25 protein-coding genes and 3 tRNA genes are annotated in these 25,831 nt (G+C 71.2%); 15 read left to right on the forward strand and 13 right to left on the reverse strand.

The genetic code is table 11. From position 1 onward, the window contains the following. Positions 1 to 30 precede the first annotated feature (30 nt). The 4 genes from G7063_RS00530 to G7063_RS00545 all read left to right on the forward strand — a co-directional run bounded on the left by G7063_RS00530 (position 31) and on the right by G7063_RS00545 (position 4,790). A complete protein-coding gene (locus G7063_RS00530) occupies positions 31 to 1,053 on the forward strand; it encodes a LacI family DNA-binding transcriptional regulator (protein ID WP_166412600.1) in 1,023 nt (340 codons plus the stop codon). A 173-nt stretch (positions 1,054 to 1,226) separates the two neighbouring features. After that, positions 1,227 to 2,642: an ABC transporter substrate-binding protein gene (locus G7063_RS00535; RefSeq protein WP_166412601.1), complete on the forward strand. Its 1,416-nt coding sequence runs from the start codon at positions 1,227 to 1,229 to the stop codon at positions 2,640 to 2,642. A 241-nt stretch (positions 2,643 to 2,883) separates the two neighbouring features. Continuing rightward, positions 2,884 to 3,819, forward strand: coding sequence for a carbohydrate ABC transporter permease (locus G7063_RS00540; protein ID WP_166415126.1), 936 nt, complete (start codon positions 2,884 to 2,886; stop codon positions 3,817 to 3,819). Next, the gene (locus G7063_RS00545) at positions 3,816 to 4,790 is read left to right on the forward strand and encodes a carbohydrate ABC transporter permease (RefSeq protein WP_166412602.1); all 975 of its coding nucleotides are present in this window, start codon (positions 3,816 to 3,818) and stop codon (positions 4,788 to 4,790) included. The genes G7063_RS00540 and G7063_RS00545 overlap by 4 nt, the downstream gene beginning before the upstream one ends. A gap of 181 nt (positions 4,791 to 4,971) precedes the next feature. On the opposite strand, the gene G7063_RS00550 is transcribed toward G7063_RS00545, so the two are convergent. Further along, positions 4,972 to 5,991 (reverse strand): NAD(P)H-quinone oxidoreductase, encoded by a 1,020-nt coding sequence (locus G7063_RS00550; RefSeq protein WP_240916141.1) that lies wholly within the window; start codon positions 5,989 to 5,991, stop codon positions 4,972 to 4,974. Positions 5,992 to 6,173: 182 nt separating this feature from the next. On the opposite strand from G7063_RS00550, the gene G7063_RS00555 reads away from it, so the two are divergent. The 9 genes from G7063_RS00555 to G7063_RS00595 all read left to right on the forward strand — a co-directional run bounded on the left by G7063_RS00555 (position 6,174) and on the right by G7063_RS00595 (position 14,266). Further along, the gene (locus G7063_RS00555; protein WP_166412603.1) at positions 6,174 to 10,235 is read left to right on the forward strand and encodes an ATP-binding protein; all 4,062 of its coding nucleotides are present in this window, start codon (positions 6,174 to 6,176) and stop codon (positions 10,233 to 10,235) included. Positions 10,236 to 10,261: 26 nt separating this feature from the next. Next, positions 10,262 to 10,699 (forward strand): roadblock/LC7 domain-containing protein, encoded by a 438-nt coding sequence (locus G7063_RS00560; RefSeq protein ID WP_370520748.1) that lies wholly within the window; start codon positions 10,262 to 10,264, stop codon positions 10,697 to 10,699. A gap of 15 nt (positions 10,700 to 10,714) precedes the next feature. Beyond that, the gene (locus tag G7063_RS00565) at positions 10,715 to 11,113 is read left to right on the forward strand and encodes a DUF742 domain-containing protein (RefSeq protein WP_166412605.1); all 399 of its coding nucleotides are present in this window, start codon (positions 10,715 to 10,717) and stop codon (positions 11,111 to 11,113) included. Further along, positions 11,094 to 11,687: an ATP/GTP-binding protein gene (locus G7063_RS00570; protein ID WP_166412606.1), complete on the forward strand. Its 594-nt coding sequence runs from the start codon at positions 11,094 to 11,096 to the stop codon at positions 11,685 to 11,687. Before G7063_RS00565 ends, G7063_RS00570 begins: the two co-directional genes overlap by 20 nt. Before the next feature lie 187 nt (positions 11,688 to 11,874). Then, the gene (locus tag G7063_RS00575) at positions 11,875 to 12,318 is read left to right on the forward strand and encodes a hypothetical protein (protein WP_166412607.1); all 444 of its coding nucleotides are present in this window, start codon (positions 11,875 to 11,877) and stop codon (positions 12,316 to 12,318) included. Positions 12,319 to 12,355: 37 nt separating this feature from the next. Beyond that, a tRNA-Ser gene (locus G7063_RS00580) sits at positions 12,356 to 12,438 on the forward strand. A gap of 178 nt (positions 12,439 to 12,616) precedes the next feature. Continuing rightward, complete coding sequence (locus G7063_RS00585; RefSeq protein WP_166412608.1) at positions 12,617 to 13,885, forward strand: threonine/serine exporter ThrE family protein; 1,269 nt, start codon at positions 12,617 to 12,619, stop codon at positions 13,883 to 13,885. A gap of 86 nt (positions 13,886 to 13,971) precedes the next feature. Continuing rightward, a tRNA-Ser gene (locus G7063_RS00590) sits at positions 13,972 to 14,060 on the forward strand. Between the two features lie 130 nt (positions 14,061 to 14,190). Continuing rightward, positions 14,191 to 14,266, forward strand: a tRNA-Arg gene (locus G7063_RS00595). 74 nt (positions 14,267 to 14,340) lie between these two features. On the opposite strand, the gene G7063_RS00600 is transcribed toward G7063_RS00595, so the two are convergent. Beyond that, positions 14,341 to 15,141, reverse strand: a complete 801-nt coding sequence (locus G7063_RS00600; RefSeq protein WP_166412609.1) for a Ku protein — start codon at positions 15,139 to 15,141, stop codon at positions 14,341 to 14,343. Between the two features lie 44 nt (positions 15,142 to 15,185). Between G7063_RS00600 and ligD the strand changes: the two genes are divergently transcribed. Both ligD and G7063_RS15485 read left to right on the forward strand, forming a co-directional pair. After that, the gene (gene ligD / locus G7063_RS00605) at positions 15,186 to 16,901 is read left to right on the forward strand and encodes a non-homologous end-joining DNA ligase (RefSeq protein WP_370520726.1); all 1,716 of its coding nucleotides are present in this window, start codon (positions 15,186 to 15,188) and stop codon (positions 16,899 to 16,901) included. Beyond that, entirely contained in the window at positions 16,817 to 17,761 is a 945-nt protein-coding gene (locus tag G7063_RS15485; RefSeq protein WP_370520727.1) for a hypothetical protein, read from the forward strand. Before ligD ends, G7063_RS15485 begins: the two co-directional genes overlap by 85 nt. A 24-nt stretch (positions 17,762 to 17,785) precedes the next feature. On the opposite strand, the gene G7063_RS00610 is transcribed toward G7063_RS15485, so the two are convergent. From G7063_RS00610 to G7063_RS00660, 11 genes are all read right to left on the reverse strand, one after another. After that, positions 17,786 to 17,929, reverse strand: a complete 144-nt coding sequence (locus G7063_RS00610; protein ID WP_166412610.1) for a hypothetical protein — start codon at positions 17,927 to 17,929, stop codon at positions 17,786 to 17,788. 50 nt (positions 17,930 to 17,979) lie between these two features. Then, positions 17,980 to 19,044 (reverse strand): NAD-dependent epimerase/dehydratase family protein, encoded by a 1,065-nt coding sequence (locus G7063_RS00615; protein WP_166412611.1) that lies wholly within the window; start codon positions 19,042 to 19,044, stop codon positions 17,980 to 17,982. Further along, positions 19,041 to 19,760 (reverse strand): alcohol dehydrogenase catalytic domain-containing protein, encoded by a 720-nt coding sequence (locus tag G7063_RS00620; protein WP_166412612.1) that lies wholly within the window; start codon positions 19,758 to 19,760, stop codon positions 19,041 to 19,043. The genes G7063_RS00615 and G7063_RS00620 overlap by 4 nt, the downstream gene beginning before the upstream one ends. A 395-nt stretch (positions 19,761 to 20,155) precedes the next feature. Then, on the reverse strand, positions 20,156 to 20,443 hold the full coding sequence (locus G7063_RS15490; RefSeq protein WP_166415128.1) for a CDGSH iron-sulfur domain-containing protein: 288 nt from the start codon (positions 20,441 to 20,443) through the stop codon (positions 20,156 to 20,158). 20 nt (positions 20,444 to 20,463) lie between these two features. After that, positions 20,464 to 21,510: an iron-containing redox enzyme family protein gene (locus tag G7063_RS00630; protein ID WP_166412613.1), complete on the reverse strand. Its 1,047-nt coding sequence runs from the start codon at positions 21,508 to 21,510 to the stop codon at positions 20,464 to 20,466. Continuing rightward, positions 21,510 to 22,505: a glycosyltransferase family 2 protein gene (locus G7063_RS00635; protein WP_166412614.1), complete on the reverse strand. Its 996-nt coding sequence runs from the start codon at positions 22,503 to 22,505 to the stop codon at positions 21,510 to 21,512. The genes G7063_RS00630 and G7063_RS00635 overlap by 1 nt, the downstream gene beginning before the upstream one ends. Further along, positions 22,498 to 23,082, reverse strand: a complete 585-nt coding sequence (locus G7063_RS00640) for a DUF2231 domain-containing protein (protein ID WP_166412615.1) — start codon at positions 23,080 to 23,082, stop codon at positions 22,498 to 22,500. The genes G7063_RS00635 and G7063_RS00640 overlap by 8 nt, the downstream gene beginning before the upstream one ends. 23 nt (positions 23,083 to 23,105) lie before the next feature. Further along, positions 23,106 to 23,585, reverse strand: coding sequence for a DUF421 domain-containing protein (locus G7063_RS00645; protein WP_166412616.1), 480 nt, complete (start codon positions 23,583 to 23,585; stop codon positions 23,106 to 23,108). Positions 23,586 to 23,614: 29 nt separating this feature from the next. After that, a complete protein-coding gene (locus G7063_RS00650; protein WP_166412617.1) occupies positions 23,615 to 24,127 on the reverse strand; it encodes a hypothetical protein in 513 nt (170 codons plus the stop codon). Between the two features lie 4 nt (positions 24,128 to 24,131). Then, positions 24,132 to 24,653 (reverse strand): hypothetical protein, encoded by a 522-nt coding sequence (locus G7063_RS00655; RefSeq protein WP_166412618.1) that lies wholly within the window; start codon positions 24,651 to 24,653, stop codon positions 24,132 to 24,134. Further along, positions 24,653 to 25,531: an SDR family oxidoreductase gene (locus G7063_RS00660; RefSeq protein WP_166412619.1), complete on the reverse strand. Its 879-nt coding sequence runs from the start codon at positions 25,529 to 25,531 to the stop codon at positions 24,653 to 24,655. The genes G7063_RS00655 and G7063_RS00660 overlap by 1 nt, the downstream gene beginning before the upstream one ends. Positions 25,532 to 25,831 lie beyond the last annotated feature (300 nt).

Below are 25,831 nucleotides of genomic sequence, written 5' to 3' on the forward strand. Positions count from 1 at the left end.
GACCCGGGCGCGGGAGTGCACACTGCACGAATGGCGCGCGGCATCGAGGACGTGGCGCGGGAGGCTGGCGTGTCGACCGCGACGGTGTCGCGCGCGCTGCGCGGGATGCCGAACGTCACGGAGGCGACGCGCGTGCGCGTCGAGGAGGCCGCGCGGCGCCTCGGCTACCGGCCGTCGCCCTCGGCTGCGGCGCTCGCGACGGGGCGGACGCGCACGATCGGCCTGCTCACGCCGTGGATCAACCGCTGGTACTTCTCGAACGTCATCGAGGGTGCTGAGCGCCGGTTGCGGGCGGCGGGGTATGACGCGCTGCTGTACTCGTTCGCGGTGTCGGCGCACGGGCGGACGTCGCAGGTCGACCCCGAGGTGCTGCGGCGTCGGGTCGACGGGATCCTCGTGGTCGGGCTCCCGCTCGACCCTGCGGAGGTGCAGGCGCTCGAGGCGCTCGAGGTGCCGATCGTCTTCGTCGGCACGGGGCGCGGTGACCACCCGGTCGTGGGGATCGACGACGTCGGGCTCGCGCGGGCGGCGACGGAGTACCTGATGGGGCTCGGGCACCGGCGGATCGGGCACATCACGGGGACGCCCGACGACCTGCGGAGCTGGACGCCGCCCGAGGACCGGCGGCAGGGGTGGGCGCGCGTGCTGCGCGACGGTGGGATCGACGCCGAGGACTCGTGGGCCGAGTTCGGCTTCTTCGACATCGAGGGTGGGACGGTGTCGACCCACCGGCTGCTGGACCGGCACCCGGAGCTCACCGCGCTGTTCGTCGCGTCGGACGAGATGGCGATGGGGGCGATGCTCGCGGCGCGTGAGCGGGGCCTGCGGGTCCCGGAGGACCTCTCGATCGTCGGGGTCGACGGTCACGACATCGCGGAGCTCGTAGGGCTCACGACGATGGCGCAGCCGGTCGTGCAGCAGGGGTCGGCCGCCGCGGGGATCATGCTCGGGCTCATCGGCGCGGAACCGGCCGGTCCGGCGCCGGACGCCGGTGCGGTGATGTTCCCGACGACGCTCGTGGTGCGGACGACGACAGCGGCCCCTCCCGTCTGACCGGGTCGTCCGACGTGTGCGGTTGCTTGCGCTTGTTGCGCAATCGTTACGGGATTCTGGCGGCCGTCTAGTTGCGTGAGTCACATGTAAGCGCTTGCATGGGGGAGGGTAGCGCTCCCACGATGGTGGCGCTGCTGGAGCTGGCACACCCCTTCCATGGAGGAGACTCAACGATGAGCACGAGGAAGTCCACGATCGCCGTCTCGGCGATCGCCGCAAGCCTGCTGCTGGCGCTTAGCGCCTGCGCACCCGACCCGGCCGACCCGGGCAAGACGACGGGCACGGGGACCGGCACCGGCAGCGCCGCCCCGACCGCCGACGTCAAGCCCGGCTGTGAGGACTACGCCGTCTACGGCGACCTGTCCGGCAAGACGGTCTCGATCTACACGTCGATCGTCGAGCTCGAGGGCGAGGACCAGAAGGAGTCCTACAAGCAGTTCGAGGAGTGCACCGGCGCGACGATCGACTACGAGGGTTCGCGCGAGTTCGAGGACCAGCTCCCGATCCGCATCGAGGCGGGCAACGCCCCCGACATCGCGTACCTGCCGCAGCCGGGCCTCCTCAAGACCCTCGTGGCGAACTACCCGGGCAAGGTCATCGCCGCGTCCGAGGGCACCGCCGCGAACGTCGACAAGTTCTTCTCCCCGTCGTGGAAGGACTACGGCACGGTTGACGGCACCTTCTACGCCGCGCCGCTCGGCGCCAACATGAAGTCCTTCGTCTGGTACAACCCGGGCATCTTCACGGAGAAGGGCTACGCGATCCCCACGACGTGGGACGAGATGCTTGCCCTCACCGACAAGATCGCCGCCGACTACCCCGACTCCAAGCCGTGGTGCGCGGGCATCGAGTCGGGTGGCGCGACCGGTTGGCCGGCGACCGACTGGGTCGAGGACGTCATGCTCCGCACCGCGGGCCCCGACGTCTACGACAAGTGGGTCTCCCACGAGATCCCGTTCAACGACCCGCAGGTGGTCGCGGCCCTCGACGCCGTCGGTGCCATCCTCAAGGACCCGGCCCGCGTCAACGGCGGCTTCGGTGACGTCAAGAGCATCGCGACGACGCCGTGGACCGACGGTGGCCTCCCGATCATCCCCGAGGAAGGCGCTGCGCCGAAGTGCTTCCTCCACCGCGCCGCCAACTTCTACCAGAACAACTGGCCGAAGGGCACGACGGTCGCGGAGGACGGCGACGTCTTCGCGTTCTACCTCCCGGGCAAGACCGCTGACGACAAGCCGGTCCTCGGCGGTGGCGAGTTCGTCGCGGCCTTCCGTGACGCTCCTGAGGTCGCGGCCTTCCAGGCATTCCTCGCCTCGGACACCTGGGCCAACGCGAAGGCCAAGGCCACCGAGGGCGGCGGCTGGGTCTCGGCCAACTCCGGCCTCGACGTCAACAACCTCGCGACCGACTTCGACAAGCTCGCCGCGAGCGTGCTCGGTGACAAGAACTCGGTCATCCGGTTCGACGCCTCCGACCTCATGCCGGCCGAGGTCGGCGCCGGCTCCTTCTGGAAGGAGATGGTGAAGTTCTTCTCCGAGGACAAGTCGTCGCAGGCGGTCGCGGACGCGATCGAGAAGACCTGGCCGTGACGCAGGGATGATGTAGGTCCGGGGCCGCGCCGCACGCGGTCGGCCCCGGACCGTCAGCCATCCGGGGGCGAGCCCGCACCGCACGCGGTGCGGGCCGTCCTGCCGTATCGGTCAATGAAGCCCGAGCTGGAGGCACCAGTTGAGCACCATCGAATATGTGCAGTACTACTTCTCCTGGCTGTGGGGAGAGGTGCGCAACTTCCTCCTCGTGGCCGAGAGCCCGATGCAGAAGTTCACCGTCATGATCGTCGCCGTGCTGCTCTTCGTCGGCGTCATGGCGCTCCTTCTGTGGCTCGTCGACCGCCCCAGGAGGACGCGCAACTGGCTCGTCGCCGGCGCGTTCGCGGGACCGGCGCTCCTGCTCGTGGGCTTCGGCCTCGTCTACCCGGCGCTCTCGACGACCAAGGGCTCGTTCTACGACAAGCGGGGCCAGAACTTCATCGGCCTCGACAACTACGTGCGTGCTTTCACCGACCCTGACTTCCAGGTCGTGCTCCGCAACACGATCATCTGGGTCGTGCTCGTTCCCCTGCTCTCGACCCTCATCGGTCTGGTCTACGCCGTGCTCGTCGACCGCACCCGGTTCGAGAAGGCCGCCAAGTCCCTCGTCTTCCTGCCGATGGCGATCTCCATGGTCGGGGCCTCGGTCATCTGGAAGTTTGTCTACGAGTACCGCGAGGCGAGCGCCAACCAGATCGGACTGCTCAACCAGGTGCTCGTCTGGGTAGGGCTCGAGCCGCAGCAGTTCTTGCTCAACCAACCGCTCAACACGCTCTTCCTCATCATCGTCATGGTGTGGATCCAGGCCGGGTTCGCGATGACCATCCTCTCGGCGTCGATCAAGGCGATCCCCGACGACATCGTCGAGGCGGCCCGCCTCGACGGGCTGTACGGCTTCGGGATGTTCCGCTACATCACCGTGCCGAGCATCCGGCCTGCGCTCGTCGTCGTCCTCACGACGATCGCCATGGCCACGCTCAAGGTGTTCGACATCGTGCGCACGATGACCGCCGGGAACTTCGGTACCTCCGTCGTCGCGAACGAGTTCTACATGCAGAGCTTCAAGTTCAACGACAAGGGGATGGGGGCCGCGCTCGCGGTGCTCCTCTTCATCTTCGTCATCCCGCTCATCGTGTACAACGTCCGCCAGATGCGGAAGGTGGAGGAGATCCGATGACCGCCGACAGCTTCCCGACGACCGGTGACGAGGTCACCCAGAGTGCCGTTCCCGAGGCGGACGGTGCCACAGCCCCGACGACGCTGACCGCCGCGACCGACTCGACCGTGACCCGGCGTGCGCGCCGTCTGCGCAAGGGCTTCCAGAGCCCGTGGGCGTCCCTTGCGGCGATCCTCATCGCCTTCCTCTGGACGATCCCGACGGTCGGGCTCCTCGTCACGTCGTTCAGGCCCGAGAAGGACATCAAGCGCGACGGCTGGTGGAACGTCTTCACGAGCCCGAACTTCACGCTCGACAACTACGACCAGGCGCTCTTCGGCGGCGGGAACGACATGGCGACCTACCTCGTCAACTCCGTCGTCATCTCGCTCCCGTCGGTCATCATCCCGATCTCGATCGCGCTGCTCGCCGCGTACGCCTTCGCCTGGATCCCCTTCCGTGGCCGCGACGTGCTCTTCGTCGCGATCTTCGCGCTGCAGATCGTGCCGATCCAGGTGACGCTCATCCCGCTGCTCACCCAGTACGTGAGCTGGGGCATCGGACGGTCGTTCTGGCCGGTGTGGCTCTCGCACACGATGTTCGCGCTGCCGCTCGCGATCTTCCTCCTGCACAACTTCATGAAGGAGATCCCCGCCTCTCTCGTCGAGGCCGCCCGGGTCGACGGCGCGGGGCACGTGAAGATCTTCTTCCGTGTGCTGCTCCCGCTGCTCGTGCCGGCGATCGCGTCGTTCGGCATCTTCCAGTTCCTCTGGGTGTGGAACGACCTGCTCGTGTCGCTCACCTTCTCGGGCGGACGCGCCGCGGTCGCGCCGCTCACGGTGCGCCTCGCGGAGATGGTCGGCACCCGGGGCTCCGACTGGTTCCTGCTCTCGGCGGGAGCGTTCATCGCGATGATCGTCCCGGTCATCGTCTTCCTGTCGCTCCAGCGGTACTTCGTCCGCGGCCTGCTCGCGGGCTCCGTCAAGGGGTGAGGCGTCGCCGTCCGTGGCCGTGGTGCGCACGCACCACGGCCACGGACGTGCGCGGTGCCGCGCCGGCTCGGGTGGCGGAGCGTGGGTGCGCAGGCAGAATCCCAGTGACTGGGACGGTTCCGGGGGTGCGCGGGTGAGACGCGCCGCCCCTCGAGGGGCGCCGCCGGCCGGCCCGGACCCGTCAGGGAACGAGGACGACCTTGCCGACGACCTCGCCCGACGCGAGCATCTCGAGCGCCTCGGCGGCGCGCTCGAACGGCACCCGGGCGTGCACGCGCGACCGGACGGCACCGGTGGCCACGAGCGGCCACACGTGCTCGCGGACGTCGTCGACGATCGCCGTCTTCTCGTCGTCGGTGCGCGAGCGCAGCGTCGTCCCGACGACCGTGCCGCGGCGGGCGAGCAGCTCGCCGAGGTCGAGCTCGCCCCGACGGCCCTTGAGCAGCCCGATGACGACGAGCCGGCCGTCGCGCGCGAGCGCGCCCACGTTGCGCCCGAGGTTCGCGGCGCCGACGACGTCGAGAGTGACGTCCGCGCCGCCGAGCGCCGTCGCGGCCTCGACGAAGTCGTCGGTCTCGCGGTCGAGGACGGTGAGCGCGTCGTCCCCGGCCCCGTGCGCGCGAGCGTGCGCGAGCGCGGGGGAGAGCAGCTCGCGAACCGCCGCGACCCGCGCGGTTCCGCGGGCCGTCGTGACGACGCGGCACCCGAGCACGAGCGCGAGCTGGGCTGCGAGCGACCCGACGCCGCCTGCGCCCCCGTGCACGAGCACGGTCGACCCCGGTGTGAGGCGACCGACATCGACCAGCGACGACCATGCCGTGCAGAGGCCTTCGGGCAGCGCCGCGGCGTGCGCGTCATCGAGACCCGCCGGGACGATCAACGCATGACCTGCAGGAACGACGACCTCCTCGGCGTACCCGCCGCCGGGCAGGAGCGCAGCCACGCGGTCACCCGTCCGGAGGCCCACCACCCCGCCGCCGACCTCGACCACCGTGCCCGCGACCTCAAGGCCGGGCCACTCAGGCGCGCCCGGCGGGCGTGGGTACAGACCGCGCACCTGGAGCGCGTCCGCCGGGTTCACCCCGGCCGCTCCGACGCGCACACGCACGTCACCTGCACGGACGTCGGGCACGGGCGCCGTGGCGTCCGCCAGTCGGGCAGGGGCTGTCCCGTCGCCGGGATCGATGGCGATAATGCGCACGGCGTCGACTCTACTGTCGTCACAGCCGTCGCAGAACGGTCTTGCTCTTCTCCGTTAAGGTAGGCGGGCTGGATGCCGATGCCATCTAGCACGAAGACCTGTGGTGGTCATGCCGACACACGCAGCTCCCGAAGGCCGATACACCGACGGCACTCGGACTTGGACGAACGAGAGAGGCACCGATGCTCCGCAGACTTGGGGTGCGCGGGAAGATCCTGGCAACGCTCGGCGTGCCGGTCCTCGTGCTCATCGTCGCGTTCGGCCTCCTGTCGCTGCGTGCGATCAACACCTACAACCAGGCAGACCTCCAGAGCCGCTTCACCTCGCTCGTCGCGGGCCAGGAACGCTTCATCGCCGCAGTGCAGAACGAGCGCGACACCGCGATGCGCCTCGCCTACGCGGGCTCCGCGTCGTCCACGGAGCTCAAGGCCTCTCTGGAGGAGGCGAAGGTGCTCACCGACACCGCCCGCGCCGCCTTCAACAGCGCCATGCAGGGTGCCGAGCTCGACACTGACAGCGAGGACACTCGCGCAGCCCTCGCGGCGTCGATCGACGCCCGGAGCGACTCGAAGATGGGCAACGCCCGCGCGGCCCTCGCCGCGACCCCGCTCCACGCGCCGACGATCCAGGCGCGGTACACCCTGATGATCGAGCCGCAGCTCGACCTCGTCGACGTTCTCGCGAACGTGCTCGACGACCGCAAGCTCGCGTCCTACGTCGCCGCGTACGGCGCGCTCAACCGACTCCACGACGCCGTGCAGCTCGAGTCGGTCCTCGGCAGCAACCAGATCGCGCTCGACGCGGTCGACGAGCTCACTGAGGGACAGAAGCGCAGCGTCGCGCTCTTCGCGAGCAACGTCGGCGCCATCCAGAACCAGGCCGACGCGCTGCTCGCGCAGATCACCGGAGAGGCGTCGGGCCTCAAGGTTCCGACCGAGGCGTTCTACTACACGCAGGTCCACAACGCGCTCCGTGACGGAAACATCGCGTCCGCCGGCCAGTCGGCCATCGCTGTCTGGGCCGAGTCCTCCGCCGAGCAGATCAAGGCGATCGACGAGGTCCGGCAGACGGTCTCCACTGCCATGTCCGGCGTGGCGGCCGATGCCGAGAACGCAGCGCTCCGCGAGCTCGTCATCACGCTCGTCGCGATCCTCGTTGCACTTGCCGTCACCCTCGTCATCGCCTTCCTCGTCGCCCGGACGATCGCCGACCCGCTCCGTGCGCTCCGTGACGCCGCCGGCAAGATCCGTGACGAGCTGCCGCGCATCGTCGACCAGGTCGCCGAGCCCGGTAAGGGCCCCGACGTCGTCGTCGACCCCATCAAGGTCACCTCGCGCGACGAGATCGGACAGCTCGCGACCGCGTTCAACGAGGTCAATGAGGTGACGCTCCGCGTCGCACGAGAGCAGGCGCTCCTCCGTGGCTCCATCGCGGAGATGTTCATCAACGTCGCCCGTCGCGACCAGGTGCTCCTCAACCGCCAGCTCGTCTTCCTCGATGAGCTCGAGCGGTCCGAGGAAGACCCGAACACTCTCTCCAACCTCTTCCGGCTCGACCACCTCGCCACGCGAATGCGTCGTAACGCGGAGTCCCTCCTCGTCCTCGCCGGCATCGACTCCGGCCGTCGTGTGCGCCAGCCGATGCCCCTCTCGGACGTCGTCCGTACCGCATCCTCGGAGATCGAGCAGTACGACCGCGTCCAGCTCGACCTCGGCACCGACCCGCTCATGCTCGGTCACAACGCGCTCCCCGCGGCGCACCTGCTCGCCGAGCTCCTCGAGAACGCGACCGTCTTCTCCGAGCCCGGAACCCCCATCGTCGTCTCCGTGAACGAAGACACCCGCTGGGTGAACGTCGTCATCGAGGACCAGGGCCTCGGCATGTCCGCCGAGGAGATCGACGAGGCCAACGAGAAGGCCGCGACCTATGCCGCGAGCGAGATCGTCGGTGCGCAGCGCCTCGGCCTCTACGTCGTCGGCCGTCTGGCGTACAAGCTCGGCGCGACGGTCCGCTTCGTGGCGGCCAGCGACGGCACCGGCACGGTCGTGCGTGTCGCGTTCGCGCGTGCGCTCTTCCTCGCCGAGTCCGAGGTCCCGCTCGACGCCCCCGTCGACCCGCTGAGCAAGTCGACGCAGGAGGCCACGGAGGCGTGGGTCGGACCCGAGGTCGCGGCGGGCAGCACCCCGCTGGCCCCGCGGCGCGGCACGCTGCCCGAGCCTGAGGCTCCCGTCGCCGTGCCCGTCGACCTCGACGCCCTCACCGACGGTGCCACCTCGATGGGCATGCCGCGTCGACGCACACGCGTCGACGCCGACTCCGCGGCGCCGAGCGTCACCCTCTCGGGTGGTCTCGACGAGTCCGCGATCGTCCTCCCGGAGACCGTCGCACCTGCGCTGCCCGCCGAGTTCGCGGCGTCCGCGGAGAGCTGGATGCCGCCGCAGGCGGACATCACGCCCGGCGTGCTGCCGTCGCGCGGCGGCGCAGGCCTGCCCACTCGCTCGCGCAGCGAGAGCCCGGCTGCGCTCGAGTCGCCGGCCCCGCTGCCGGCTACCGACCCGGTCAGCGATGCCGTGCCCGCGCGTGCCGCAGTCTTCTCGAGCTTCCGTACACGTCGTTCGATCGAGTTCATGGAGCAGGCGCACGCCGCGGGCGGCGCCGCACCCGTGGGCGACGTCGCGGCCGAGGCCGTGGCCGCGCAGGAGCCCGAGCTCGTCGTCCCCGAGCTCGTCCTCGACGACGAGATCCCCGGGTTCGACGGCGGCTCGCCCGCTGGCCACGAGGCCTGGACGCCGACGATGCCCGCAGGTGCGCTCGACCTCGGGACGGCAGAGCCCTGGGCCCCGTCCGCGCCGTCTGCGCACGCTGTCGAGCAGCAGGCCGCTCCCGCCGAGCAGTGGGTGGCACCTGTCGCTGAGCAGTGGGCCGCTCCCGTCGCTGAGCAGTGGGCCGCGCCTTCTGCCGAGCAGTGGGACGCGCCCGTCGCCGAGCAGTGGGCCGCTCCCGAGCCCGCGGCTCCCGTCGGGCACGACGACGAGCTGCTCCAGCGTCTGCGTTCGCTCGGTGCGCACGTCGGCTCGATCGCCTCGGCTGCCGAGCTCCCCGAGGACGACGCCCCCGTCCGCCGTGGGCGCTATGCGCGCTACGTCGACGAGGCTCCTGTCGCCCCGGCCTGGGGTGTTGCCACCCCGCACGAGGTTGTCGAGCCTGTCGCCTACGAGGAGCCTGTCGCGTACGTCGAGCCCGAGGTCTACGTCGAGCCCGAGATCCCGGGCCTCATCGACGAGGTTCCCGCGGTCCACGACGGCTACGTGCCCGAGCTCGCGGCTCCGGAGCTCACCGCCGGGACCGATGCCTACGTGTCGGTCGAGGCCGAGCCGGAGCAGTATGAGGCTGCTCCCGACGGCTACGCCCCCGCTCCCGACGGCTACGCACCCGACGGCTACGCCCCCGCTCCCGCTGACGAGCCCGCGACGCCTGCCTGGGGTGCGACGAGCGACCAGGGTGCCGGTGCGTTCGCGCCCTACGCGGTGACGCCCGGTGGCACCGAGCTCCCGAGCTTCTCCGACGTTCTCGGCCAGCCGGCCGCCGCCTCGCAGCCGGCCGTCGAGGAGCGCAAGGGTCTCTTCGGTCGTCTGTTCAAGCGGAAGAACGCCCCGGAGTCGGCGGCCCCCGCCGCCCCCGAGGCCAGCCCCGCCTGGGGCGCTCCCGCGCAGGAGGCGTGGGGCGCGCCCGAGGCTCCCGCGGCCAGCCAGCCTGCCGAGTCCCCGTCGTCGGGCTTCTCGTACCGTGCCCCGCAGATCCAGCACAGCTTCCCCGCCGGCGACGCGTTCCCCGTGTCCGACGCACCGGCTGCGCAGGCTGCTCCCGAGCAGTTCGCCGCACCGGCGGAGGAGGCCTGGGGCGGACCGACGCTCGCGTTCGACGCGGATCTCACAGCGCGACTCGCGCTGCAGGCCGGGATCCAGGAGCAGGCGCTCTCCGAGCTCAGCCAGCTCTCGTCCTACCGGCCCAACCAGGACCTCTCGGCCAAGGGCCCGAGCCTCACCAAGCGCGTCCGCGCCGAGGCTCCGGCCGATGCCGAGCAGGACAAGCCCGAAGAGACGAAGATCAGCCGCGACGCGGTCGAGCTTCGCTCCCGGCTCTCGTCCTTCATGAGCGCGACCACCCGTGGTCGCCAGGACGGTGCGGGCGACGAGCCCGAACCGACCACCACCGTTCCCGACCACGCACCGCAGTCGTACTGACGCCGGCACAAGGAGATTCCGTGACCATCAGCTCCGAGGCAACCAACTTCGGCTGGCTGCTCGACAACTTCGTCAAGACCGTCGCCGGCGTCCGCCACACGCTTGTCGTCTCCGCCGACGGCCTGCTCATGGCGATGTCCGAGGACCTTGACCGCACGTCGGGCGACCAGCTCGCGGCGATCGTGTCGGGCATGTCGAGCCTCACGCGCGGTGCCGCGCGCCAGCTCAACTCGGGTAACGTCCGCCAGTCGATCATCGAGATGGATGACGCCTTCATGTTCCTCATGAACGTCTCCAACGGGTCCGTCCTCGGAGCCGTCGCCGACGCGACGTGCGACGTCGGCCTCATCGGCTACGAGATGGCCCTGCTCGTCTCGCGGACCGAGGCGACGCTCACCCCGCAGCTCATCTCCGAGATGCGCGGTAACCTGCCCGTCAACGGCGCTACCCTGCCCCAGAGCTGATGAGGTGATGACGCCATGAGCAGTTTCGACAACGAGGTGGAGCACTCCACCGTCCGGCCCTACGCCGTGACCGGTGGACGTGTGAGGTCGGCGACGTCCGACCTCCCCCTCGAGGCGCTCGTCGAGGCGACGCCTGCGTCCGTCAACGGTCGCGGGCTCACCCCCGAGAAGCGCGAGATCCTCAAGCACGCGGCGACGAACTACGTCTCCGTCGCTGAGCTCTCCGCCCTCGTGCGTCTCCCCATCGGCGTGGTCCGCATCGTCATCTCGGACCTGGCCGACGACGGTTTTCTCACCGTGCACACGTCCGCACCCGTCAACGTCCACACGGGGCACGGTCAGCCTGGCTACCAGAACCCTGCCCTGTCCCTGAGTGTCCTGGAGAGTGTTCTCAATGGCATTTCCTCCCTCTGAGTCCGGCGCACCGGCGCACCAGGCTCCTACGGCTGTGAAGATCGTCGTCGCGGGTGGCTTCGCCGTCGGCAAGACGACCTTCATCGGGTCGATCTCCGACATCGAGCCGCTCAACACCGAGGCCGCGATGACCGAGCACTCGGTGGGTGTCGACGACGCGGGTGGCGTGTCCGACCGCAAGACGACGACGACCGTCGCCATGGACTTCGGTCGCATCGAGCTCTCGAGCTCGCTGTGGCTGTACCTCTTCGGCACGCCGGGTCAGGACCGCTTCCTCTTCATGTGGGACGACCTGGTTCGCGGCGCGATCGGTGCCGTCGTCCTCGTCGACACGGACCGTCTCGAGCAGTGCTTCCCGGCCGTCGACTACTTCGAGTCGCGGGGCATCCCGTTCGTCGTCGGCGTCAACTGCTTCGACGGCGTCGCCAAGCACCGCCTCGAGGACGTCCGCGAGGCGCTCCAGGTGCCGGCCCACGTGCCGATGCTCTACACGGACGCCCGCTCGCGCGCGGCGACCAAGCAGACGCTCATCGCGCTCGTGCAGCTTGCGATGGCCCGCCTGCGCGCTGCCTGAGCGGCTCGTCGTCCGGAGGCCCGCCCACCCTTCTCCGAGGGGTCGGCGGGCCTTCGTCGTCGTAGGTCTCCGTGGGCCGCGCGCAGCACGAGCGGCACCCGCGGCGCACGTGCTGCCGCACCGTGCGCGGGACGGTAGATTGTGCTCGGTCGCGCGGAGTCGCGCGCCTCGTGGGGAGGTGTGGGTCGTGTACTACGCGGACGGGTCCGCGCTCCGGCTGTCGGTCGTGGGCTCTGACTACCCGTTCCTCCCCGGCGAGGACCCCGGTCCCGCCGAGCACGCCGAGGCCTGGCGGGCGTGGCTCTCCGAGCACGCCGGCGAGGTCGCCGTCACGGAGATGGGCCTGAGCGCCGCCAAGAGCGCCGCGATCCCCCTCGGGTGGGAGGCTCGTGACTCCGTCCGGCTGCTCGGCGACCGGCTGACGGTCCTGCGCATCCCGGACCAGGCCTTCCCCGTCGCTGCGATGGTCGGTGGCGTCGTTCCGTCGGTCGACGCCGTGCACCTGGGCGTCGCCGTCGCAGACCCCGAGATCGACACGATCGTCACGTACGAGAAGCAGACCGCGCAGCTCGCGCGCATGTACGGCCTCGCCGTGCTCGCGCCCGGGCTCCCCGACCACTGGTGGGCCTGACGTGCCGCCCTCGCGGACGTGCCAGAATGGGGCGTCGGGAGGGCTGACAGAGCGGCCTAATGTGACGGTCTTGAAAACCGTTGTCCGCAAGGACCGGGGGTTCGAATCCCTCGCCCTCCGCCGATCGACGGGGTCGTGCCCAGCCGGGCGCGGCCCCGTCGTCGTCGGGCAGGTCCGTCGTCCCACGCGACATGGCAACTGGCGTGGCACGATCGTGCGGGGCGCCGCTGCTCGGACGCCCTGACGCGCCGAGCCGCCCGCACGGCACCCTGGTCCCGGTCGACGTGGAGGAGGGGTCGTGCACGGTACGACGCAGGAGAACGAGCTCGAGCCCGTCGGGCTCATCCGGCAGTCCGGGGCGATCCTCGCCCTCGGCCGGCTGAGCCTGTCGGGAGGGACCGGGAGCTACCGGGTCAAGGCGACGATGGCGCGCGCTGCCAAGGCGCTCGGCATGGATCGGCACGAGGCCCACGTGACGCTCACCGAGATCACCGCGACGTCCCATCGCGGCCCCATCTTCAGGACCGAGGTCACCGAGATGCGCAAGGTCGGCGTCAACGCCGACCGGCTCATGGAGATCGAACGCTTCGTCTCCGCGCTTCCGGCGGGTGCGAGCGTCGAGCAGCTCGAGGAGGGCGTCGCGCGCATCCGCGCGAAGGCGCCGCTCTACGGGCCGTGGCTCAACGCCCTCTTCGCGGCCGTCGCGTGCGCCGCGTTCGCGTTCCTCAACAACGGTGGGCCCATCGAGTGCGCCGGAGTCTTCGTCGCAGCAGGGCTCGGCCAGCTGCTGCGACGAGCGCTGCTGCACCGGGGCATGAACCAGTTCGCGGTGACGATGGTCGCGGCCGCGCTCGCGTCCGCCCTCTACCTCGGCCTCATGACCGTGCTGCTCGCGACGGGGGCGACGGCAGTCAACCACGAGGCGGCCTACGTGTCCGCGGTGCTCTTCCTCGTCCCGGGCTTCCCGCTCGTCACCGGCGCGCTCGACCTCGCGCGGCTCGACTTCTCTGCAGGGGTCGCGCGCCTCGTCTATGCGCTCATGATCCTCATGTCCGCGGCCCTCGCGGTCTGGGGCATCTCCGCGCTCGTCGGTGTCGCTCCCGACCCGGCGGTCGCACCGGAGCTCTCGTTCGTCCTCCTCACGATCCTGAGGCTCGTCGCGAGCTTCCTCGGCGTGCTCGGCTTCGCGCTGATGTTCAACAGCCCGTGGCGCATGGCGCTCACGGCGGCCGTCGTCGGCATGGTCGCGAACGTCGTGCGCCTCACGCTCGTCGGTGAGGGGCTCGCGCCGCAGGCGGGTGCCGCGATCGCCGCGCTTCTCGTCGGTGTCGTCGCGGCGTGGGCCGCTCCGCGGATCGACGTCCCGCGTGTCACCGTCTACGTGCCGGCCGTCGTCATCATGGTGCCGGGCGCGGCCGCCTACCGGGCGGTCTACCACCTCAACAACGGGGCGACGGTCCAGGCGATGGCGTACGCGGTGGATGCGGGGCTCGTCGTCGTGGCGCTCGCGATCGGGCTCGCGGTGGGCAGGATGCTCACGGACCGCTCGTGGCTCGTCGAACGCTGACCCTCCAGGAGCGCTACGGGTCGTTCGTGATGGGGGACCGTTTCGGTTTGGAGGGTGCGAAGGGCTCCGATAGAGTGTCCTGGCCTGGAGACGTCGCATAGTCAGGTCTAGTGCGCCACCCTGCTAAGGTGGTAACGGGGTAACTCGTTCGAGGGTTCAAATCCCTCCGTCTCCGCTTCCGAAGGACCCCGGTCGATGACCGGGGTCCTTCGACGTTCCCGTGTGGCACGTGCCACGCCCACAGGATTTCGCGTCGCGGCCACCCAGCGGCTATGCTCGACGAGGCCGCTTGCGAGAGCAGCCATGCGCCCGTAGCTCAACGGATAGAGCATCTGACTACGGATCAGAAGGTTGGGGGTTCGAATCCCTCCGGGCGCACCAGACCGAGAGCCACCCTGCGGGGTGGCTCTCGTCGTCTCTGCGGCAGGGCGCCGCGGACCCAGGGTGACCGGGACTCAGCTGGCCTTGCGCTTCGAACGGGCCGCCTCGACGCTGCGCCGCAGCGCCTCCATGAGCGGCACGACGTCCGCCGACTCGCCGTCCTCGGTCTCACCGAACGTCTCGGCGGTGTCGAGCGTCTCCCCCTTGGAGAGCTTGGCCTCTACGAGCTTGCGTAGCTCGACCTGGTAGTCGTCGGTCACCGCGTCCGGGTCGAAGTCCTCGGCGTACGACTCGACGAGCGACTTCGCCATCTCGAGCTCCTTCGCCGAGACGCGCGCGCCCTTGCGGCCCTCGAGCTCGCCCGGGTCACGCACCTCGTCCGGCCACAGGAGCGTCTGGACCGTGAGCATGTCACCGCGGGCCCGCAGCGCTGCCAGGCGCGTGCGCTGCCACAGGGCGAACCGCGCGACGGCGGTGCGGTCCGTCGACTCGAGGGCCTTGAGCAGGAGGGCGTACGGCTTGCGGGACGCAGGGTCCGCCTCGAGGAAGTACGTGCGGTCGAGGAGGATGGGGTCGATCTGCTCCGAGGGCACGAAGCTCAGCACATCGATCTCACGGCTGCGCTCGGACGGCAATGAACCGAGCTCGTCGCGCGTGAGGACGACGGTGCGCTCGCCGTCGTCGTAGTCCTTGTCGATGTGGTCGTAGTCGACTACCTCGCCGCACACCTCACAGCGACGCTGGTAGCGGATGCGGCCGCCGTCGGCGTCGTGCACCTGGTGGAGCGGCACGTTGTGCTCCTCGGTCGCGCTGAAGACGCGCACGGGCACGCTCACGAACCCGAACGCGATGGTGCCCTTCCAGATCGCCCTCATCCCTCCAGTGTGCGCCAGATCACACCAGGGCGCAGCATGGGTGGATGGCAGGCACGCAGACGAAGGTCGGCCGGCCCGCCCTCCGGCTCACCAACCTCGACAAGGTCCTCTACCCCGTGATGGGCACGACGAAGCGCGACGTCGTCGACTACCTCGTCGCCGTCGCCCCCGTGCTGCTCCCGCACGCCGTCGACCGGCCCGTGACGCTCAAGCGCTGGGTGCACGGCGTCGGCACGGCCGACGAGCCGGGCGAGGTGTTCTTTCAGAAGAACTTCCCCGACGGCACGCCCGAGTGGGTGCCCACGCACGACCTCGTCCACCGGAGCCGCACGACGACGTACCCCGTCCTCGACGCCGCGGACGGTCCCGCGATGCTCGCATGGTTCGGCCAGCTCGCCGCGCTCGAGCTCCACGTCCCGCAGTGGCGCGTCGCGCTCGACGAGGGCGAGGGCCGCGACGTCGTCCACCACCCCGACCGGCTCGTCCTCGACCTCGACCCCGGCCCGGGCGCCGGCCTGCCCGAGTGCGTCGTCGTCGCGCGCGCATGCCGGGAGATCGTCGAGGGCATGGGGCTGACGATCCTGCCCGTGACGAGCGGCTCCAAGGGTATCCACCTGTATGCGGGGCTCGACGGCACCGCCTCGTCGGACCAGGTCTCGCAGATCGCGCACGAGCTCGCGCGCACGCTCGAGCAGGAGATGCCGAAGCTCGTCGTGAGCACGCAGAGCACGGCGGAGCGCGCGGGCAAGGTGCTCCTCGACTGGAGCCAGAACAGCGGCGCGAAGACGACGGTCACCCCGTACTCGTTGCGCGGTCGCGCACGGCCCACGGTCGCGGCGCCGCGCGCGTGGGACGAGCTCGACGACGACCTCGCGCACCTCACGCCTGCGGACGTGCTCCGGCGCGTCGAGGAGATGGGTGACCTGCTCGCGCCGCTCGCGCCGCGTGCCGCGGCGCGCTCTTCCCGCTCGCGCGGGGGCGAGGGCGGGACGTCCCGCGCGGAGGGCGCGGACGACGACTCGCCCGCGGACGTGGAACCGCCGTCGGGGACTTCGGACCGCCTCGCGACGTACCGGGCCAAGCGCGACCCCGCGCGCACGCCCGAGCCCTACCCGGACGCGTCCGCAGACCCGACCGCGACGGCCGACGCGCGCCCGACGTTCGTCATCCAGGACCATCGGGCGCGCCGCCACCACCACGACTTCCGCCTCGAGCACGACGGCGTGCTGCTCAGCTGGGCGCTGCCCCGCCTCACGCCGGCCGACCCGGCGCGCAACCACCTTGCCGTGCGGACCGAGGACCACCCGCTCGACTACGGCTCGTTCGAGGGCACGATCCCGCGCGGGGAGTACGGCGCGGGCCAGGTGCGCATCTGGGACGCGGGAACGTACGTCGCCGAGAAGCTGCGCGACGACGAGGTCATCGTCGAGCTCTCGGGCCGGTCGGGCGGCGGGCTCGCCACGGACGGGGGCCGCAGCCGCCCGTCGTCGCGCTCATCCGCACTGACGGCGACACGTGGCTCGCTCACCGCATCGACCCCGCCCGTCGCCGTCGCGGTGCCCGCCGCCGGCCCGCCGCCACGGCCAGCGCGCCTGCCACCGCGGCCAACGCAGCCGCGGCCAGCGCCGCACCCGCCCACGCCGGCCCCGGTCCGTCGCTCGCCGACCTGCGCCCCATGCTCGCGAGCCCGACGACGCAGGCCGAGCAGCGCCGCCTCGCGCACGAGGTCGTGCCCGGCGGCCCGTGGGCCGTCGAGATGAAGTGGGACGGTATGCGCGTCCTGTGCGCCACGGATCCGGACGCGGACCGGATCGAGGTCCGCACCCGGTCCGGCGCGGACGTCACCGCGTCGTTGCCCGAGCTGCGCGCGCTCCTCGAGGCCGTTCCCGTCCCCGCGGTCCTCGACGGCGAGGCCGTCGCGCTCGGCCCCACGGGCGCCCCCGACTTCGGGCTGCTCCAGAGCCGCCTCGGGCTTGACGACGCACCCCCGCCCGGCTCCGTGCCGGTCGGGCTCCTCGTCTTCGACGTGCTCGAGGCGTCGGGCAGCGACCTCACGAGCCTCCCGTACGACGCGCGGCGGGAGGCGCTCGCGACCGTGCTCACGCCGACCGGTGGGATCGCGATCTCCGACGTCGTCGACCTGCCGTGGGACGAGGCCCTCGCGACGTCGCGCGAGCTCGGCCTCGAGGGGCTCGTGCTCAAGCGCCGCACCTCGACCTACCAGGCAGGACGGCGCTCGCGGGACTGGCGGAAGGTCAAGCTCGTCGAGCACGCCGACGTGCTCGTCGTCGGCTGGTCCCCCGGCGAGGGCGACCGCGCCTCGACGCTCGGCTCGCTGCTGCTCGCCGAGCGTGACGGCGCCGAGCGCGACGGCGACGGTCTGCGGTACGTCGGTCGCGTCGGCACGGGCTTCCGTGACGCGGCGCTCGCGCGCCTCGCCTCGACGCTCAGGTCCGGCGAGGCGAGCGCGCCGCTGCTCGGCGACGTGCCGTCCGACGTCGCCCGCGACGCGCGGTGGGTCAGCCATCCGTTCTCGGCCGAGGTCGAGCATGCTGGGCGCACCCGCACGGGCAGCCTGCGCCACCCGGTGTGGCGGGGTCTGCGCACCGATCTCGGCTGACGTCGGTGCGCAGGCCGCACGCGATCAGCGGTCCGTCGCCGTCTCGTCGTCGGCGCCCTCCGCCTGGTCGGGCTGCTGGGGCCGGCGGTGCGAGCTGAGCTGCTCAGGGTCAGAGTCCGGGTCCGTCGCAGGGTCGTACGCGCCGTTCTCGTGGGGTGTCGTGGTCATGATCGTGGCTCTCTTTCGGTGGGAACTGCGAGGGAACTCGGGGACAGGGGTCAGTCCCCATCGTCGTGGTGGTGCTCGGCGGTGCGCATGGGGCCCCGGTCGCCGAGCCCCTCGCCCGCGCGCATGCCTGCGACGACCTCGGCGATCGTGTCCCGCGCGCTCCACGTCGGCTCCCAGCCGAGCTCGGATCGGGCGCGCTCGGTCGACATGAGTGGCACGCCCGCGCCCATGTCGAACCAGCCCGGGTCCGTCGCGACGAGCCGCGCCCGCCACGCGAGCGCGACCGCGGGCCGCGCGAGCCCGCGCGGGACGGTACACACCGCGATCGCTCCGAGGACGTCCGCGATCGCCCGCCCGTCGAGGACGTCGGGCGCCGCGACGTTGAACGGACCGTGGGCGCGTGTGCGCAGTGCCGCTACGTACGCCTGCGCGACGTCGTCGGCGTGCACGGCCTGGAGCCGGAACCCGCGTGGCCACGGAAGCACCGGGACAGTGTGCGGCGCGAGTGCCGCCCGAAGCACGTCGTGGCCGAGGAAGTACCGGACGATCTCCGCACCCGCAGGCCGCTGGAAGATGAGCGCGGGCCGCAGCCACGACGTGGTGATGCCTGGGTGGGTAGCGACGAACGACCGTAGGAGTGCCTCCTGTGCGGACTTGTCGACCGCGTAGTGCGAGGTTCGCGTGCCGCCCGTCGCGTGCGACTCATCGTGCAGGACGTCGTCGGCGACCGGCGAGTACGCGCCGACGGACGACGCGACGACGACCTGGCCGACGCCCGCGCGCGCCGCCGCCGCCAGGACGCGGTGTGTCCCCTCGACATTCGTCGCACGGAGCCGATCGCGGTCGCGGTTCGGCTGGATCTGCCATGCGAGGTGCACGACGGCGTCGCTGCCGGTGAGTGCCTTCGTGAGCTGCGCGTGGACCATCCGGTCGCCAACCCACGTGCCGCGTGCGCCGACGTCGAGCGTCTGCCACGTCGTCGCGAGCCGCCTCACCTCCTCCGACGGCACCCGCCGCGCCACGCCGTGGACGTGCGTCACCCACGGCTCCTGCACGAGAGCCCGCAGGAGCGCGCTGCCGGCGTTGCCGCTCGCCCCGACGACCGTGACCCTCATGCGGCCACCGCCGCCGGGTCGAGGATGACCTTGATGCACCCGTCGTCCTTGTCGCGGAACACCGCGAGCCGCTCCGGCACCGGGTCGGTGTCGACGACACGCGTCGTGCCCAGGTGCAGCGCGACCCGTGCCGCAAACTGGCCAACGGGCCCCAGCCCGAGGACGACGACCGTCGCGCCGCCAACGTCCCCGCACCGGCGGACGGCTGGCCACGCCGTCGGCAGGTTGCCGGAGAGGGAGAGGTAGCGATCGTCGGGCGAGCCGCCGTCCGGTACCGGGACGAGCCCGTAGTCGGCGCGCGGAACCCGCAGCAGCTCGGCCTGTCCGCCAGGCACCGCGCCGTGGAGGAGCGCGTACCAGAGGAGTGCGGCACCCCGCCCCTCCGAACGCACCTGCGTGGTCTCGCACTGCGACCGCAGGCCGCGCTGGCACATCCAGCAACGGCCACGAGGGATTTTGGACGGCACGACGACGCGGTCACCCGGACCGACGTGCGCGACATCGCGGCCGGCCTCCTCGACGACGCCCATGGCCTCGTGACCCAGCAGGTCACCCCGCATGCAGAACCGCGTGAGTGGGCCGTGAAGATGCAGGTCGGAGCCGCAGATCGCCGTCGACGTGATGCGGACGACCGCGTCGGTCGGTTCGACGATCGTTGGGTCCGGAACCGTCTCTACCGCGACGTGCCCTGCGCCCTGCCAGGTGACTGCACGCATGATGACCTCCAGGTGCGGGTGGGTGGTTCCCGGCTCGTGCGTCCCGTGGTGGCGGCGCTGCGGACGAAGTGCCGCTGGCCGACGACGAAGACGATGAGCATGGGCAGCGCCGTGATGACGTTCGCGCTGACGACGGCCTCCCACCGCGACTCGCCCCCGGGGCCGAGTGATCGATGTGTGCCTTGAGGCCGTGCGGCACCGTGAACGTCGCGGAGTCCTGCAGCTAGACGGTCGGCTCGGGTAGGTCCGTGTTCGCCATGACGACCTGCGAGTCGAACTTGCTGCCCGCGCAGAGACCCATGACGCTAAGCGTCGTGCGAGCGTCGCGGCCGGTGTCAACGGCGTTGTGGCGTCCGTCGTGCCGCCCGCGCCACGGGCGCAGGCGGCGAGCAGCGTCAGCCTGGAGCAGAGGGCGAGGGCCCCGGCGATTTGTCGAGAGAGTCGCATGGTTCCTCCGATGCGCAGATCCCTCCGCACCCGCCCTCCCGGGCGGACGGGGGCGTGGGGTCGTCGGACGTGAACCCGTTGACCTTGTGGGTGCCGTCGCAGAACGGCTTGATCGCCGAGCCACCGCAGCGGCACAGAGCGATGGTGGGGCGGTTGCGGGCGACGGCCCGGCCGTCGCCCGTGACGATGCGCGCAGCGCCGCGCACGAGGATGGGCCCGTCAGGGCACAAGGTCATCTCGACGACGTCGCGCCCCCTCACGCAGCCACCTCCCGCAGCGAGGACGTGCCCGCGTCGAACGCGGCGAGGTGGCGAGCGGCGGCAAGGTCGTCGAGGAGCAGGCACGCACCGGCGCCGAACAGGACGTCACCCAGGAGGTGCGGCTCCGCCTCGACGAGCCCGCCCGCGAGGTCGCGGCCCGCGATCTGCTCGTGCACGGCGTCCGCCTCGACGTGCTCGTCGAAGTATCCGGTCGCGTCCTCGCCGAGACCCAGGCGCCGCATGCCGTCGGCGTACTGCCGGCTCGGGATCGACGACGTCATCTCGAAAGCGGCGAGGTGCCCCGTGATCGCACCGCGCAGGCGCCGGTTGAGACCCGCGAGCGACATGAACGTCGACGTCGCGAGCGTCACCGCGGGCACGGCGACGACATGGGCGCCGTAGTGGTCGTCGAGGTCGAGTGCGCGCAGCGTCCTGCGGAAGAGCTCGGAGTGCATCGATGCGAGGTGCCCACCGCCGTACTCGTCCGCCTGGATCTCGACCGCCGCCGCCTTGGCCCGGCCCGTGAGTCGCGGGATCGCCCACGTGTGAGGGTCCGCCTCCTTGAGCTGGTAGATCGACTTGTGGACGAGCACCTCCCGGAGCTGGGCGAGCGAAGCCTTGCGTGCGACGAAGCGGGAGACGCTCGGCCCGCCGTCGCTCGACGTCATCTCGAAGAGGATCTGCGCGACGCCGTCGGCCGTCGTCGCCGCGACGTCCGGCACGGTGACGCGCCCGCGCAGGTGCGCCTCGAACGCATCCTCGAGGTTGCGGCGCAGCGCGATCGCGGACGGGTCCCACTCCCATGCGTCGTCGACGCCCTCGATACCGCGGTAGTGCAGCTCCTGCAGGCAGAAGAGCGTGAGCTGGAGGTCGTCGTCGTCGGCGAGGTCGTCGTCGGACACCGGATGCGCCGCTGGCAGCGCCCGGGCACCGGGCACGCCGGACGTGAGGATGCCGAGCACCTCCGCGCTCAGCTGCCCCCGCGGGCGTGGCAGCGGCAGACGGATGCTCGTCGCGGCGGACTTCAGCGTGATTGGGGGCATCATGCGCTCCGTTTCGTCGGGGTGAGGTTGCGGGTCGGCGCGAGCGCCCGGCGCAGGGACCGCGTGCTGTCGGCCGCCGCCCGAACGCGGCGGCCGGCGTAGGGACAGCCCCCGGTGACGCGCAGCGCGAGAGCGAGCCACGAGGTCATGGCTCGTTCGACGAGCCACAGGGGCGCGAGCGCGGTCGCCGTCGCGGGTAGCACCGCGGCGCCCCCTGCGCGACGACGTCCGATCTCCGCGAGAGTCATGGCGAGGAGCCACGAGCCGAGGAACCGACGGCGGTCGCGCAGGACGGTGAGCGCGAGGGGCACGAGGCTGAGCTCCGCCACGAGGCGCCATGGCTGTGCCTGGCTGTCGTAGGCCTGTCTGACGCGCTGCCGCAGGAAGTGCCGGGCGCTGCACGGGCGGCGCGCGACGTAGAGGTCGTCGGCGCGGTGCTCCGTCCCGCCGAGAGCCTTGACCATCCTGATCGTCTGGAGGTTCTCGAAGAGGACGTCAGGACGGAGAACGTGGCCGTGGAACGCCTCCCGCCGGACGACGAGCGTCCCCGGGTAGTCCGACCCGATCACGCGGTTGACGAGAGTGCGGCCCGTGTCCCACAGCGCGTGCCACGGGAGCGGGTCGAAGTAGTTCTGCGGCCGCACGACGTCTGCGGTGCCCACGAGCCTGACGGCGGCGGCCAGCTCCTCGATGCCGTAGCGGACGTCGGCGTCCGCCACGACGATGACGGGGCGGGTCGTCAGCGCCACGGCATGGTTGACGGCGACGACCTTGCCGTTCGCCCCCGGCGGCGGCGTGGGCGCGTGGAGCATGCGGACGGTGCGCGGCCACCTGTTCCGGTGCGCGCGGAAGACGCGGGCCGGAGAGCCGTCGACGACGACCAGCTCGACGTGGCGCGTGAGCCCGCGCAGGTATGCCTCGAGGTCGGGGTCGACCTCCGCCGCCGTGTGCAGCGGAAGGATGTAGACAGCGTCGGACAGCCGCGGGTCAGTCATCGTCGTCGTCCTGCGCGCTCACGAGCCGGCCGAGCGGCCGCTCCTCGGCGGCGCCCGCACCCCGCGGGGGCGGCGGCGCGCCGATGCGCGCGGAGAGGTGACCGCCGAGGAACCCGCCGGCCATGAGCACTGCGAACCCCCCGAGCGACGCGACCCGGCCCGGGTGCTGCCCGGGCGACGTGCGTGCGAGCGCCGCCGCGCCGAGCGTCGACGCCACGAGGTTGCACGCGACGTGCACGACCGCCACGCGCCGACGGCGCGCGTCGAGGCGCCGCGCGTCGGCAAGACCCGTCACGGCGACGACGGGCGTCGCAAGGACCGCGGTACGCAGGAGCCGCCGGGCGCCCGCACCGTGGCGCGGGCCCGCGAGCAGGACGCTCGACGCCCACGCCCCCACGGGCAGCATGGCGAGCGCAGCGTGCATGGGATGCCCGAGGTGCGAGCCCTGGAGCAGCTCGCGCACCCGGACGTCGCTCGTGACGGCCTCGCTCGCCCGCCGCAGCGCGTCCGCGACCGGCGCGAGCATGCGCGAGGTCTCCAGCCGGTCGAGGGAAGCGAGCACAGGATGCGCGGTCATGAGATCTCCAGGGGGGTGAGTGGTCAGCCGGCGTCGGTGCCGTCGGGTGCGCCCGAGGCGGGGGACTCGCCGGCGAAGAACGAGACCTTGCCGTTGGGCTCGAGCACGGCGAGCCGCACGCTCCTGAGGTCCTCGATGCCCTGCTGGCGGGCGGCGCCGAGCAGGTCGTCGTAGGCGAGACGTTCACGGCGGAGCGTGTCATGGTCCGCCGCGCCGTCGCTGACGACGACGACTGGCCTGCCCGTGACGACCGCGTGGAGCTTCCTCGAGCGCGCGTTGAACCACGCGAGGATGATCGTGAGCGCCGCCATCGTGCCGACGGCGAGAACAGCCCCGGTGACGGAGGAGTCCTGGCCGGTCACAGCCTGCTGGACGAGGTCGCCCATCGTCACGAAGACGATGAGTTCGAACGAGCTCAGCTCGCCGAGCGTCGACCTGCCGACGACGCGCGTGATGGCCCACAACGCGAGGAACACGACAGCCGCGCGGATGACGGTCTCCACCGGGGACTCCCTTCGGTCAGGGCACTCGCTCAGGGAACGATGCGGGTGTGGATGTCGACGGGTGCTACGTGGAGCCCGTCGGAGTCGATGACGGCGACGCGGCCCGAGGCGCTGCGGTCGTGCAACGCCCGGACGTAAGCCTCGATGTCGAACCTGAGGACCTCGCCCTCAGGAGCGGTGAACGTCAGGTACGTCCAGGCGCCGTCGCGCGTCTGTTCCGCCGGCTCGGGGTCGACGCTCTGCTGGTCGAGGAGCCGCAGGTAGTCCGAAGAGATGGCGACCGTGACGTCACCGTCGAAGCCGCCCGCCCGTTCGACCGTGACCGTGAGCGGGATGTCGAGTCCCGCGCGTGCGGCGGACGCGAATCGCACGTGCGTCGTCCACACGCTCTCGGTCACGCTGCGCTCCGCCATGCGCGTGCCGAGCAGACCCAGGAGTGCCGCCGCGAGCACAGCGAAGAGCGCGACCGTTGCTGCGGCGCGCACACGCTGGGGCGTTCGAGAGCCTTGGCTCTCGACGTCCGCGATCGTGCTCGCCGTCATCGCGCTACTCCTCCTTGACGCCGCCTGCGTCGTCGACGACCTCTGTGCCCGGCGGGACGCTCGGGACGAGGCCCGCCTCGATGTCAGCGGGTCGGGGCGGCTGCGTGCGGCCCTCGGAGAACTCCCCGCCCTGGCGTCCGCCGTACGGGCGACCGTGGTCGGCGCGCTCCTCCCGCCAGAACGTCAGCACCCAGCCGCCGACCTCGAGGCGTGCGCCCGTGCGCAGCGCCCGGTCGGCAGGCTCCGAGGCGGAGCCGCCTCCGACAGGCGCGTGCGCCTCGACGCGGTACTCGTCGCGCTCGTCGTGGACGATCGTGAGGTGCAGGGGCTCCGCGCCAGACAGCTCGAGGTCCACCCCCGAGCCCGAGCCGATCGTGAACTCGTCGTCCACGATCGAAACCTTGCGCGGTGCCGTCCCGTCGTCCACCGCCGTCGAGACAAAGAGCGCCGGGTGGCCTGCGCCGTGCTCGGCGTGGGTCGTGGTCGGGTGTGTGCCGTGGTCGTCGCCCGGGCTGTACTCAGACATCAGAAGACCGCCTTGCCACCAGTGACGCCGAGGACGGAGCCGCTGATGAAGGAAGCCTCTTCAGAAGCGAGGAAGACGAACGCATCCGCGACCTCGACAGGTTGCCCTGGGCGCCCCAGGGGGGTGTCCTTGCCGAACCGTGCGACGTGTTCTGCGGGGAATGTTGCCGGGATGAGCGGAGTCCAGATAGGACCGGGGGCTACTGCGTTGACACGAATACCTTGGGAGCCGAGGTCGCCGGCGAGATTCACTGTCAGGTTGTTGAGCGCGGCTTTGGTCGAGGCGTAGTCAACAAGATGCGGCGAAGGTTGATATGCCTGAATAGATGTCGTCAGCAAGATGCACGCGCCCGCGGTTAGGTACCTCAAGGATTCCTGGACCAGCCATATCGCACCGAAGACGTTTGTCGCGTAGGTCCGCTCGAGCTGCTCTGAGGTCAAGTCCAGAAGGCCGGACGTGAGGGACATCTGGTAGCCAGCGTTGGCGACGACGAGATCTAGCCCCCCAAGCTCGGTCGCCGCGGCCGAGACGACCGTGGACACTGAGTCGTGATCGCGGAGGTCTGCGGAGACGGCGAACACTCGCGTGCCGGTGCGCCGGGCTAGCTCGAGGGTCTCGACCGCGTCGTCCTCCTCCTGCGGGAGGTAGGTGAACGCCACATCGGCCCCTTCCTGTGCGAAGCGAAGGACGATCGCACGACCGATTCCCGAGTCGCCGCCTGTGACTAGCGCGCGACGGCCGGTGAGCCGCGACTTTCCCTCCCGTGCCTCCCCGTGGTCGGGCTGTGGGGTCATGTCGCTGGTGGTTCCAGGCCAGTCCTGCTCCTGCGAGCCTGGCGCCTCGGTGCCTCCGTTGGATGACAGGTTGTTGTGGCTCATCTGATGCTCCTCGTCTCCAGTCCGGCTCGACCAGGCTCGCACAATGTGGCAAAGATCACAGCGTGACTCGGGTGAAAACTCCGTCGGGCACTTGACTCGAGCATGCGCTTCGTGTGCTGGCCACGCAACATCTGGGGCCGTCGGGATCTCTGTTCCGGGCCCGGGAGCCTGGGCGGGGGCGTTTCCCAGATGCTGTTCGCATCGCTGTTGTCCGGACTCGGCAACGCCAGAGCGCCTGCTGGGCTGGCCGGACAGGGCAGAGGTGCAGGGGCGGCTGAAGGTGTCGGCGCCCGTCGCGAC

The sequence above is a fragment of the Sanguibacter sp. HDW7 genome, from assembly GCF_011300875.1.
Classification (GTDB): Bacteria; Actinomycetota; Actinomycetes; order Actinomycetales; family Cellulomonadaceae; genus Flavimobilis.